Here is a 12,252-nt window from a genome sequence, read left to right on the forward strand (position 1 = left end):
AGGCTCACCGCGCTCCCACGGAAAGCGACTCATTCCCCGCAGCCCCCATCCACTCAACAAAAGTCTCTAAACTGAGTCTTCCACAATCCTGCCATTATGTTGAATAACTAATGGAGCATAAGTGGAGTGGTTTCGGAGACAATAACCGTAAAAAGAGAAGAGGTGCAAGAGATGAGACGATTTTTATTAATGGCGGGAATGGCTGTATTTTTGTTGAGTGCTTGCGGGTTGCAGGGAGAAAAATACCAAGGTATGACAAGTCGTGATGATGTAGAGAACATGGGCTACAATAATGAAGTGACTCGAGGACAGGAGAGTCCACGCTCCGTGAATAAGGTCGGAGATACGTGGGGCCTTAAACAAGATCGGGAAAATATTGAAAAAGCTGCCGAGCAACTTCCTGGAGTGGAAGTGAAAAGGGTCACGCTTGAAGCAAACCAGGTGTGGGTAACGGCACATTTGGAAGGGGATGAGAAGCTTTCCAACGAAGAAAAAGCCGACTGGGAAAGCCAAATCCGAGAAGCCGTTTATCAAGCAGTCCCCCGATATGATATTCATGTAAAGGTTAAATAACCTTTTGGCAACAACAATAAGTCCATTCCTTAAGAGGAGGGGGACAACTAAACTCCGGCCTACGATGGCTTGAGAAAGTTGTTTCCCTTTTCTGACTCTATGGAAGACTGTAGAGACGAAACAATTTCCGTGAGGCCATCTTTTTTAAGGAATAGGTTGAGCGGTTGTAACCATGACCTCTCTATAATATAATTAGAATGTTATGGAGAAAGAGGTGCATACCATTGATCGAACGTTTACAAACATTAGAAGATCGTTATGAAAAGTTGAACGAATTACTTAGTGATCCTGAAATTATTTCTGATACGAATAAACTGCGTGAGTATTCCAAAGAACAATCTGGACTGCAGGAAACCGTGACTGCTTATCGTGAGTATAAAGAAGTGACAGAGCAGCTGGATGATGCAAAAGCGATGCTTGACGACAAAATGGATGCGGATATGGTGGAAATGGTCAAAGAAGAAATTCATGAACTTTCCACACGCAAACAAGACCTTGAAGAACGCTTGAAGGTCCTCATGCTTCCTAAAGACCCGAACGATGATAAGAACGTCATCATGGAAGTGCGCGGGGCAGCGGGTGGAGATGAAGCTGCTCTATTTGCAGGTGATCTTTACCGTATGTACGCGCGCTATGCAGAGACGCAGGGGTGGAAAACGGAAGTCATTGAAGCGAATGCAAGCGACGTCGGAGGTTATAAAGAAATCATCTTTATGGTGTCGGGAAACATGGCTTATTCCAAGCTGAAGTTCGAAAACGGCGCTCACCGCGTCCAGCGTGTACCTGAAACGGAATCAGGGGGACGCATTCATACTTCTACCGCGACTGTCGTGGTCATGCCTGAAGCGGAAGAAGTCGAAGTGGAGCTGCATGATAAAGATATTCGAGTCGATACCTTCGCATCAAGTGGACCGGGAGGACAGAGTGTCAACACGACCATGTCCGCTGTACGTTTGACGCACGAACCGACGGGAACTGTTGTATCTTGTCAGGACGAGAAATCTCAAATCAAGAACAAAGAGAAGGCAATGAAAGTTCTTCGTGCCCGTGTTTACGATAAGTTTCAACAGGAAGCACAGGCAGAATACGATGAAAACCGTAAGTCTGCTGTAGGTACAGGGGACCGCTCCGAGCGAATCCGTACGTATAACTTTCCGCAAACACGTGTGACGGATCACCGAATCGGTTTGACGTTACAAAAGCTTGATCAGATTCTCCAGGGAAATATGGATGAAATCATTGATGCTCTATTGATCGAAGAGCAAACGAAAAAAATGGAGCAGATTGGTGAATAGTATGCAGCCTACTTTTACGTCGATTCGGGAAGCCCGCCGCTGGGCTTCTCTTTTTTTACAACAACATCAACGGGAACCGAGGGTAGCTGAATTATTACTGGAACATTTTTTGAATTGGACCCCGTCCCAACTTCTAGCTTTTGACGATGAAGCTCTCCCTGCTGACGTGGAAAAAGATTTCGTGCAAGCTGTCAGACAGCATGCGGACACAGGCGTTCCTGTCCAGCATCTTACAAGAGTCGGTCACTTTTATGGACGGGAATTTCAAGTCAATGAGAACGTTTTGATTCCAAGGCCTGAGACTGAAGAGCTGGTCCTTGGCGTTATGGATTATGTACGTGATAAAAACTTGAAAGCTCCTAGGATTGTCGACCTTGGCACTGGAAGTGGTGTCATTGCGGTTACGCTTGCGACCGAACTTCCGGGCAGTGATGTAACAGGTGTGGATCTGTCAAAAGAAGCACTTCGAATAGCTGAAACGAATGCCTCGCAGCATGGCGCTGATGTTCAATTTTATCATGGGAACTTTCTGGAATCGCTGCTTGAGGAGCCGTTCGACATTATCGTTTCCAATCCACCGTATATTGCTTTTTCAGAAAAAGAAAAAATGGATGATACCGTGGTGGATTTCGATCCAGCGATGGCTCTATTTGCTGAGGGAGAAGGGTTGGCTGCTTATAAAACCATCCTTACCCAAATCTCTCATATGAAACAAAAGCCGAAATGCATCGCTTTTGAAATCGGTCATCAGCAAGGGGGAGCGGTATCTGCACTCATCCATGAGCTGCTGCCGGAATTTCTTTCAGAGGTACGACAAGATATAAACGGGAAGGATCGCATGGTCTTTGCCTTTTCCAGTTTATAAATGAAAGATTGATAGATTTATGGTTTAAAGTCTAAGCTCCCTGTCCATACTAGCGACTAGTAGAGGGACAGGGAGGAAAAGAAAATGAAAAACAGTTGGCTCTTATTATTATCTTTATCTATTATTGTTGCAGTCCTCCCATGGGGACAACAATCCAATGCGCAACCTGAATTTCGAGTGATTCCGGATGAAGCCATCCGTCTTCGCATACTAGCGGATAGTAATGATGAGAAGGACCAGACAGTCAAACGTATGGTGAGAGATGAGGTCAATGCTGAAATTACCGAATGGGTAGCCGAATTAACTTCCATCGAAGCAGCCCGGGAATTGATTCAAAGTCGTTTACCAGAGCTCCAGGAAATTGTAGGGCAAACCCTTGAGAAAGAAGGGATCCAACAGGATTATACCGTCGACTACGATTCCACTGTCCAATTTCCAACGAAGTTATATGGTTCCTTCGTCTATCCGGCCGGAGAATATGAAGCAATCCTTATCACATTGGGAGAAGGGAAAGGCGATAACTGGTGGTGTGTGTTGTTCCCGCCTCTATGTTTCCTTGACTTTTCAAATGGTACGAGTGTAGCCGAAGCAGAAGAAGTGACAGAAGAAGAAGTAGAGGAAGAAGAGGAAGAAGAAGTACAGTTCTTTGTCGTAAAAATATGGGAAAGCATCTTTTCCTAGCATAGAATCCACAACCCTTTTCATAGAGTAGAACAAAGGGGTGTGGATTCTATTATGTATATCGAACAAGTAGAAGATGAGCTGTATCAGTTGAAAAAAGCCGGTCAGCCGATTGGATCTTTCCGGCTGATCCAATTATCCAGGGGAGCAGGCAAGCTTGAACAGCTTCAAGTGAAAGATCATATTTCTCCCGGTAGGATCTTAGAGGTATTCGAAGTGATTCAGACCTATGTGGAAAAAGTAGGGTTAAGAGAACTGCATGTGGAAAGCCATTCCGACACACTCGATTTTCTTCTCCAACACCAACAGTTCAAGAAAATGGATGTCGAAAAAAGATTGTGGATATATGAAGTTAACCACAGTTAATTGTGCATAAGTTGCTTAGTTATTCACAAAAAGGCTATTATTTGTTAATAACTTGTGAATGAAAAAATTTCAACCTCAAAATTACTAACGGATTCTTTGGATATGTGGGTAATATTGTGGATAACTTGAGGACATCTTGTGAATAATGTCTAAATTTGCGATATTTTGTAGAATTAATCATAATAGACAATGACAGCAGATACGGAATAAAGGGGTACGTACGATGAGTATGGAAACGAAATGGTGGAAACAAAGGAAAAATCCAAGAGATTTGGATGCTCAAGTTCAAGAAGCTTCAGCACTTCTAAAGGAAAAGCAGGTGGTCGCTTTTCCGACGGAAACAGTCTACGGTTTAGGTGCGGATGCAACGGAAGAAGAGGCAGTACAGCGGATTTTTGAAGCTAAAGGTCGACCAGCAGATAATCCTTTAATTGTTCATGTGGCGGATGAGGATCAAGTGAGTCAATTAGTTTCAGAGATTTCCCCTGTCGCACGGAAACTGATGGACGAATTTTGGCCTGGACCGTTAACTATTGTTCTTAAGAGTAATGGGACAGCCGCTGAAAATGTGACGGCGGGATTATCCACCCTTGGAATTCGAATGCCAGATCATCCCCTTGCCCTTTCCTTGCTTCGTAAAACAGGAAAACCATTAGCTGCTCCAAGCGCAAATCGATCAGGCCGACCAAGCCCGACAACGGCCGATCACGTCTATCAAGATTTGGATGGTAAAATTGCCGGTATCCTGGACGGAGGTCCAACAGGGGTGGGAGTGGAATCGACCGTCGTGGACTGCACGACTGAAATTCCTATCATCTTAAGGCCGGGCGGGGTAACGAAGGAAGATTTAGAAAAAATTCTCCCGCAAGTCATGATGGATCCTGCTCTGGCTGATGAAAAACAGAAGCCTAAATCACCGGGGATGAAGTATACGCACTATGCGCCGGAATCACCGCTTTGGCTGGTGGATGGCAATGATGATTTCTTTTCCGATCAACTTGAACAATTGAAGGAAGATGGAAATAGAGTTGGAGTGATTGCAAGTGATGAATTAGCAGAAAAACTCAACCATCACCCCCTTATACGCTGTGGTTCAAGGTTTCAACTTGATCAAGTAGCAGAAAAACTTTATGGAGCCTTAAGGGAATTCAAAAAGTCTGATGTGGACCTGATTTTATGTGAAACTTTTTCTGAAACAGGTGTAGGAGCGGCTATTATGAATCGATTAAATAAAGCCGCTGTAAAAAGAATCCAGACCTACTGACATACGACCCTCCTCCCATGCATACGATGATATAGCATGTCCGGGGAGGGGAACTTTCAGTTGGAGCACATGACATCATTAATCTTGTTATCGATTGCTTTAGGTCTCGACGCATTCTCTGTTTCTTTAGGGATGGGGTTGCAAGCAGTAAGGTTAAGGCACGCATTTTTCACTGGGATTGTCATCGGGGTTTTTCATATGTTCATGCCAGGATTAGGAATCCTACTTGGAAAATGGCTTTCTGATAGTGCGGCAGAATGGGCTGAATTGTCGGGAGGAGTCATGTTGTTCGGCTTAGGAGCTTATGCGGTCTTTGCTTCGTTTACTGAGAAGCATTCGGTTTCATACCGAATGACGGGCATCGGACTGTGGTTATTCGCATTAAGCGTAAGCATCGACAGCTTTCCAGTTGGATTCAGTTTAGGCTTAAGGGAAGCGGAAATGTTTATATCTGTCCTTTCCTTCGGTGTATTCAGTATGGTTTTGACATGGACAGGCTTCATTATTGGCCGTCGAGCAGGAGGTTTGCTTGGAACATACAGTGAACTTCTTGGAGGAAGTATTTTGTGTGCCTTAGGGTTGAATGCCATTTTTTAACAGGTTTTCCGTCTGAATTGTACCTATGGTACTATAGAGAAAATGGACTATCGATGAGGGGAAGATTGGTTATGAATATATTATTTGTCTGTACTGGAAATACATGCCGAAGTCCAATGGCTGAAGCATTGCTAAAATCGAAATTGGAAGAAGGAAATGTTCAATCCGCGGGAATTTTTGCGGGAAAAGGCGAGCCTTTGGCTAAGAATTCAGAACTCGTTCTTCGGGAAATCGATTTAAATCTGAACCATCAAACAAGGCCTATCGATTCAGATCTTCTGGAATGGGCAGACCTTGTTCTCACCATGACAGATCGACATAAACAAACCCTCGCACTCCAATACCCGGACCATCAAGAAAAATACTACACGCTCAAAGAATACGTGCTCATTGATGAAAATCAATGGAAACATTTAAAGAACCTTTATGCAGCCTTTGAAGAAAAGCGTTTATCCATCTTGAATGAATTTAAAGGTAAGGTCGATGAGCAGGAACTGGAACAGAAGTTGTTCGATGAACTTGAAGAAGAAATAAAAGAAATTGACCAGCGGGAGAAAGAACTGCCAGATTTGAATATCATAGACCCTTTCGGCGGGAATATCTCCATCTATCGGAATACCCGTGACGAGCTGGACCACTACATTGAACGTCTCGTAGAAAAACTTCGCGACGAGGAATAAACCGGTTTCCCCAAGCGTAACATCCTCGTCGTCCTACGTTTTTATAACTGCAATTATACATATACAAAAATCCCAGAGACCCCTCTGGGATTTTTTATATCCTCCTCTTCCAGAAAAGCTCCCGATTGTGGAAGACTCAGTTTCGAGGCTTTTGTGTTAGAGATTCGGGGCTGCGGGGGATGCCTCGCTTTCCGCGGGAGCGCGATGAGCCTCCTCGAGCTTCGCTCTGCGGGGTCTCACCATGCACTTTTTTCCCGCAGGAGTCTCGCCATCCCCCTCCGCCCCTTGCCGTAAAATATTCTCGAAACTAACCTTCCACCAACAGGGGATTTTATGGTTAAGAATCCTATATCGACACGGTTTAAGCAGGATTAAAAACAATTTTAGGCAGGGTACTATAAGAGGGATTTCGAGTACCTCATATGGCAAAGGGGCGGAGGGAAACGGTGAGACTCCTGTGGGAAGTGCGTGGTAGATGAGACCCCGCAGAGCGTTAGCTCGAGGAGGCTCATCACTCGCCCACGGAAAGCGAACCTTTTCCCGGAGCCCCTAGACTCCTACAAAAGTCTCGAAACTGAGTCTTACACAATCCTGCCAAATACTTTAATAAAAAAGAGGGGCTGGTAGATGGAAAGAGTGGGATGGAGAGGATTGACATGGGGGAGGGAAACTGTCACGATAAGGTTGATATTAGAAGACGGGAGTGTCTATAGATGAAAGTGATCCTTGCCTCCGACCATGGCGGAGTGAATTTACGTAAAGAAGTAGCAGACGTTTTGAATGAACTTGAAGTAAAATTCGAAGACATCGGGTGTGATTGTGAAAGTTCCGTCGACTATCCAGACTACGCAATCCCTGCAGCGGAACGTGTAGCAAACGGAGAATTTGATAAAGCGATCCTCATCTGTGGAACGGGAATCGGTATGTCGATCTCCGCTAATAAAGTGAAGGGAATTCGTGCCGCATTGGTGCATGACCTTTTCACGGCTAAAGTCACTCGTGAACATAACGACTCGAACGTCTTATGTATGGGCGAGCGCGTCATCGGACCAGGTCTAGCCCGTGAAATTGCGAGAACATGGGTGTCTACAGACTTTGAAGCAGGCCGTCACGAAAGACGTGTAAGTAAGATTGCCGAATATGAAAATAAGTAATACAATGGGATATAGAAAAGCTGAAGCTTTTTAATAGCTGATGCTGACAATTGAAGGAGGAGCCTGACGCTTCTCCTTTTTTTGTAAAACAAACCGCTTATAGGGAGATTTCCCCTATTTGTGCTGACACATAGAGGAGGTAGAAAAGTGACGGATGTGAAGAAGGTTCAAACCGATGTCCGTTCTGTTGTAGATCAGCTAATGGAAACAGGCAGCCTTCAACCGGGTGTATTTGTCATTGGTTGTTCGACAAGTGAGATTGCAGGGGAAAGAATCGGTACTTCAGGAAGTGAAGCCATTGCTGAAGTGGTTTTCAGTGAACTGCAAAACCTTTCGGAGCGCTCCGGCGTTTATCTCGCTTTCCAGTGTTGTGAACATTTGAATCGTTCATTAGTGGTCGACCGTTCAGTGATGGAAGAGCACCGTTTGACAGAAGTTTCTGCTATTCCTGTTCCGACAGCGGGCGGTTCGATGGCCTCCTTCGCTTATAAGCATATGAAAGATCCAGTGCTTGTGGAGCAGATAGAAGCCAAAGGTGGACTTGATATCGGTGACACACTTATCGGGATGCATTTGAAGCGTGTAGCCGTTCCACTTCGAATAGCTCAGAAAAACATCGGCCACGCCCACATTACGGCAGCGAAAACCCGACCTCCTCTCATTGGTGGGGCACGTGCGGTTTATGTAAGTCAAGAAGAAGCAGGTTCTTGTGATCATTAGGAATGGAAAGGGGAAGCTAGACCATGAATCATGTAAAATCAGCAGATGCAGAAATTTTTGCAGCCGTCCAAGATGAAAGACAACGCCAACAGGATAATATTGAATTGATTGCTTCAGAAAACTTCGTTTCAGAAGCGGTTATGGAAACGATGGGTTCTGTGCTTACGAATAAATATGCGGAAGGCTATCCGGGCCGTCGTTACTATGGCGGTTGTGAACACGTAGACGTTGTTGAAAACTTAGCTCGCGACCGCGCGAAAGAACTGTTTGGCGCCGATCATGCAAATGTTCAGCCACACTCTGGTGCACAAGCAAATATGGCCGTATATTTCACCGTGCTTGACCATGGAGATACAGTCCTCGGTATGAATTTGAATCATGGCGGTCACTTGACCCATGGCAGCCCCGTTAACTTTAGCGGTAAGTTGTACAATTTTGAAGAGTACGGTGTGGACGAAAAGGATGAAACGATTGATTATGAGGCAGTACTTCAGAAGGCCAAAGAAGTGCAACCTAAATTGATCGTAGCAGGTGCAAGCGCGTACCCGAGAGAAATCGATTTTGCTAAATTCCGTGAAATCGCTGATGAGGTTGGAGCTTACCTCATGGTCGACATGGCACATATCGCAGGGCTAGTCGCTACAGGTCTACATCCGAACCCTGTACCACACGCTCATTTCGTTACAACAACGACCCATAAAACATTACGCGGCCCTCGTGGTGGAATGATTCTTTGTGAAGAATCTTTCGCTAAGAAGATTGACAAAACTGTGTTCCCAGGCATGCAAGGCGGACCTTTGATGCATATCATTGCAGCAAAAGCCGTTTCCTTTAAGGAAGCTTTGCAGCCGGAGTTCAAAGAATATTCCCGTCAAATCATCGCCAATGCGAAGCAACTGGGTGAATCCCTTGTTGAAAAAGGGGTAGACCTCGTTTCTGATGGCACAGACAACCACTTACTCTTACTTGACTTACGCAGCAAAGGCTTGACCGGCAAAGTTGTCGAAAAAGCTTTAGACGAAATCGGTATTACGACAAACAAAAATGCCATCCCGTTTGATCCTGAAAGCCCGTTTGTCACAAGCGGTATCCGTATCGGTACAGCGGCGGTTACAAGCCGTGGCTTTAAGGAAGCGGAAATGGAAGAAATTGCAGATCTGATCGCGTTCACTCTAGACCATCACGAGGATGAAGCGAAAATGAAAGAAGCGGAAAAACGCGTACGTGAATTAACGTCCCGCTTCCCGTTATATCAGACACTCAACTTTTCTTCCATTTAATGAATGGAACCACCAAGAGCCACTAGATCAATCTAGTGGCTCTTATTAAAGAATCTGGCAGGATAGTGTAAGACTTGATTTCGAGATGTTTAGGGGTTCGTTATCATGTTGAGTGTCAAGGGTGGATGGGAAGCTACTCGCTTTCCTGTGGGGGAGCGCCGAGCTTCCTCGGACTACGTCCTGCGGGATCTCGCCTATCTCCTTCTCCCACGGGAGTCTCGCAGCTTCCCAACCACCCCATGCAACGTATGCGGGTAACGAACCACTACACCGGGGGAGACTGTCTTCCACTATCCTGGTATTATATGCATAAAACGCTCTATAGCAATTTTTACTCCCCCAAAATAGCCAACGTGGGAGTTAGTTTTTCTTCTGTTTTAACTGGGGTAAAAAGCTGTATATTCTGGATGTGGTTTCGAGAAACTTATATGGCAAAGGGGCGGAGGGAAACGTTGAGACTCCTATGGGACGTGTGGGACAGGTGAGACCCCGGAAGGCGTAGCCTGAGGAGGCTCACCGCCCGCCCCATGGAAAGCGAACTGTTTCCCGGAGCCCCTAAACTCCAACAAACATCTCGAAACTGAGTCTTCAAGAAAAGGGAGTATTTCTGTAATAATTCGTAATACGATCATAGGTTGCGGAGAGGGTTCTTTTTCTGTACAATTTAAAGGATGTAAATTTTCAGAAGGAGTGAATGGCAATGGCAAACGTTTATGTACTGGATCACCCATTGATTCAACATAAGTTGACGTACATACGTAAAAAAGAGACAGGGACGAAAGACTTCCGTGAATTAGTAGATGAAGTAGCAGCGCTTATGGCCTTTGAAATCACCCGAGACCTTCCACTAGAAGAAGTGTCGATCGATACACCAGTCGTAGAGGATGCGAAGGCAAAAGTACTGACAGGGAAAAAGATCGGACTTGTTCCTATTCTAAGAGCTGGGCTTGGTATGGTGGATGGAATTATCCAATTGATTCCAGCTGCAAAAATCGGACACGTGGGACTTTATCGTGATCCAGAAACATTGCAGCCCGTCGAATATTATGTGAAGCTTCCAAGTGATATCGAAGAACGTGAACTGATTGTCATCGATCCGATGCTTGCGACAGGCGGATCAGCCAATGAAGCAATCCACTCCTTGAAGAAACGTGGAGCACGACAAATTCGTTTGATGTGTCTAGTAGCTGCCCCGGAAGGTGTAGAAGCTGTGCAGGAAGAACATCCTGATGTGGACATCTATCTTGCCGCTCTTGATGAGAAATTGAACGAAAAAGGATATATCGTACCAGGTTTAGGAGATGCAGGAGACCGTTTGTACGGAACTAAATAAAACCACTTCCTCATTAAAGGAGGAGCACTCATGACAGAAAGAATTAAAGTAATGACGATATTTGGGACAAGACCGGAAGCTATAAAAATGGCACCGCTCGTTCTTGAATTAAAAAAACGTACGGAACAGTTTGAACCAATTGTTGCTGTAACCGCTCAGCACAGAGAAATGCTGGACCAAGTGTTGAATATTTTTGATATCGAACCTGATTTTGATCTTGATATCATGAAAGCCCGCCAGTCACTTGCTCAGGTAACCACTCGTGCTTTGGAAGGTTTAGATGAAGTGATGAAAGAAACGAAACCGGATGTAGTTCTTGTCCATGGGGATACGACGACAACATTCGCCGCTTCTCTGGCTGCCTACTACAACCAGATTCCTGTGGGCCATGTGGAAGCAGGACTGCGGACATGGAACAAGTACTCCCCGTTCCCTGAAGAAATGAACCGTCAGTTAACAGGTGTCATGGCAGACCTTCATTTTGCACCGACGAATAAATCAAGAGATAACCTTCTTGCTGAAAATAAGTCGGAGGACAACATTTTTGTAACCGGGAATACAGCCATTGATGCTTTACAAACAACGGTAGCGGAAGACTACGCCTCCGAGGTGCTCGAGGAAGTAGGAGATAAACGTCTTGTCCTCATGACGGCCCACCGCCGTGAAAACCTTGGAAACAACATGAAGCAAATGTTCCGCGCCATCAAGCGCCTTGTACAGGAACATGATGATATTCAGGTCGTCTATCCGGTTCACTTAAATCCGGTGGTCAAGGAGACAGCCGACGAAATCTTAGGAAATGACGATCGAATCAAGCTGATCGAGCCTCTTGATGTCATCGATTTCCACAATTTCGCATCAAGAGCCCATCTCATTTTGACCGATTCAGGCGGCGTCCAAGAAGAAGCTCCTTCCTTGGGTGTCCCTGTCCTCGTCCTTCGTGACACGACAGAACGTCCGGAGGGAATTGAGGCAGGTACATTGAAGCTTGCAGGAACGGAAGAAGATCATATCTTCCATCTGGCTCATGAATTGTTATCTGATGACCAAAAACATGAAGCGATGGCCAAAGCCTCCAACCCGTATGGAGACGGACAAGCTTCTGCCCGCATTGCAGAGGCGATTCGTTACTTCTTCAAACATCGCGAAGACAAACCAGCGCCATTCAAAATTGAATAAGAATCACAAAAAGGACGAGGTCACCCAGACCCCGTCCTTTTGCTTTATCATAAAACTAACCTTCTTCCATAATATCTCCCTTTAGTTGAAAACTCAGTTTCGAGATGTTCCGGGGTTCGTTGCCTGGGTTGTGCGTCAGGGGTGGTTGGGAAGCTACTCGCTTTCCTGCGGGGATGACGGCAAGCCTCCTCGAGCTTCGCTCTGCGGGGTCTCGCCAGCCAATCCATTCCCGCGGGAGTCTCGCAGCTTCCCAACCACCCCATTC

14 protein-coding genes are annotated in these 12,252 nt (G+C 45.5%); 13 read left to right on the top strand and 1 reads right to left on the bottom strand.

Features of this window, described 5'->3' with window-relative positions; all coding sequences use genetic code 11:
* Positions 1-171: 171 nt before the first annotated feature.
* The 13 genes from BLS23_RS21070 (at position 172) to wecB (ending at position 11,987) form a co-directional block, all read left to right on the top strand.
* The gene (locus BLS23_RS21070; protein WP_089654974.1) at positions 172-573 is read left to right on the top strand and encodes an LptM family lipoprotein; all 402 of its coding nucleotides are present in this window, start codon (positions 172-174) and stop codon (positions 571-573) included.
* A gap of 224 nt (positions 574-797) precedes the next feature.
* A complete protein-coding gene (gene prfA / locus BLS23_RS21075; RefSeq protein WP_089654975.1) occupies positions 798-1,868 on the top strand; it encodes a peptide chain release factor 1 in 1,071 nt (356 codons plus the stop codon).
* Between the two features lies 1 nt (position 1,869).
* Complete coding sequence (gene prmC, locus BLS23_RS21080) at positions 1,870-2,733, top strand: peptide chain release factor N(5)-glutamine methyltransferase (RefSeq protein WP_089654976.1); 864 nt, start codon at positions 1,870-1,872, stop codon at positions 2,731-2,733.
* Between the two features lie 84 nt (positions 2,734-2,817).
* Positions 2,818-3,414, top strand: coding sequence for a stage II sporulation protein R (gene spoIIR / locus BLS23_RS21085; RefSeq protein ID WP_089654977.1), 597 nt, complete (start codon positions 2,818-2,820; stop codon positions 3,412-3,414).
* A gap of 54 nt (positions 3,415-3,468) precedes the next feature.
* Positions 3,469-3,780: a hypothetical protein gene (locus BLS23_RS21090; protein ID WP_089654978.1), complete on the top strand. Its 312-nt coding sequence runs from the start codon at positions 3,469-3,471 to the stop codon at positions 3,778-3,780.
* Between the two features lie 223 nt (positions 3,781-4,003).
* Entirely contained in the window at positions 4,004-5,044 is a 1,041-nt protein-coding gene (locus BLS23_RS21095; protein WP_089654979.1) for an L-threonylcarbamoyladenylate synthase, read from the top strand.
* Positions 5,045-5,113: 69 nt separating this feature from the next.
* Complete coding sequence (locus BLS23_RS21100; RefSeq protein ID WP_309545144.1) at positions 5,114-5,641, top strand: manganese efflux pump MntP; 528 nt, start codon at positions 5,114-5,116, stop codon at positions 5,639-5,641.
* 71 nt (positions 5,642-5,712) lie between these two features.
* Complete coding sequence (locus tag BLS23_RS21105; RefSeq protein ID WP_089654981.1) at positions 5,713-6,321, top strand: low molecular weight protein arginine phosphatase; 609 nt, start codon at positions 5,713-5,715, stop codon at positions 6,319-6,321.
* A 713-nt stretch (positions 6,322-7,034) separates the two neighbouring features.
* Positions 7,035-7,475 carry a ribose 5-phosphate isomerase B gene (rpiB, locus tag BLS23_RS21115; protein WP_089654983.1) on the top strand — a complete coding sequence of 147 codons (441 nt, stop codon included), beginning with the start codon at positions 7,035-7,037 and terminating at the stop codon, positions 7,473-7,475.
* A gap of 156 nt (positions 7,476-7,631) precedes the next feature.
* On the top strand, positions 7,632-8,195 hold the full coding sequence (locus BLS23_RS21120; RefSeq protein WP_089654987.1) for a TIGR01440 family protein: 564 nt from the start codon (positions 7,632-7,634) through the stop codon (positions 8,193-8,195).
* A gap of 23 nt (positions 8,196-8,218) precedes the next feature.
* Positions 8,219-9,475, top strand: a complete 1,257-nt coding sequence (locus tag BLS23_RS21125; protein WP_089654984.1) for a serine hydroxymethyltransferase — start codon at positions 8,219-8,221, stop codon at positions 9,473-9,475.
* A 700-nt stretch (positions 9,476-10,175) separates the two neighbouring features.
* Positions 10,176-10,808 carry a uracil phosphoribosyltransferase gene (upp, locus tag BLS23_RS21130; protein WP_089654985.1) on the top strand — a complete coding sequence of 211 codons (633 nt, stop codon included), beginning with the start codon at positions 10,176-10,178 and terminating at the stop codon, positions 10,806-10,808.
* 30 nt (positions 10,809-10,838) lie between these two features.
* Positions 10,839-11,987: a non-hydrolyzing UDP-N-acetylglucosamine 2-epimerase gene (gene wecB / locus BLS23_RS21135; RefSeq protein WP_089654986.1), complete on the top strand. Its 1,149-nt coding sequence runs from the start codon at positions 10,839-10,841 to the stop codon at positions 11,985-11,987.
* A gap of 55 nt (positions 11,988-12,042) precedes the next feature.
* On the opposite strand, the gene BLS23_RS21935 is transcribed toward wecB, so the two are convergent.
* Positions 12,043-12,252: hypothetical protein (locus BLS23_RS21935; RefSeq protein WP_208599198.1), on the bottom strand; the 210-nt coding region annotated here is incomplete at its 5' end.

It is taken from the genome of Halobacillus aidingensis, from assembly GCF_900104185.1.
Classification (GTDB): Bacteria; Bacillota; Bacilli; order Bacillales; family Halobacillaceae; genus Halobacillus; species Halobacillus aidingensis.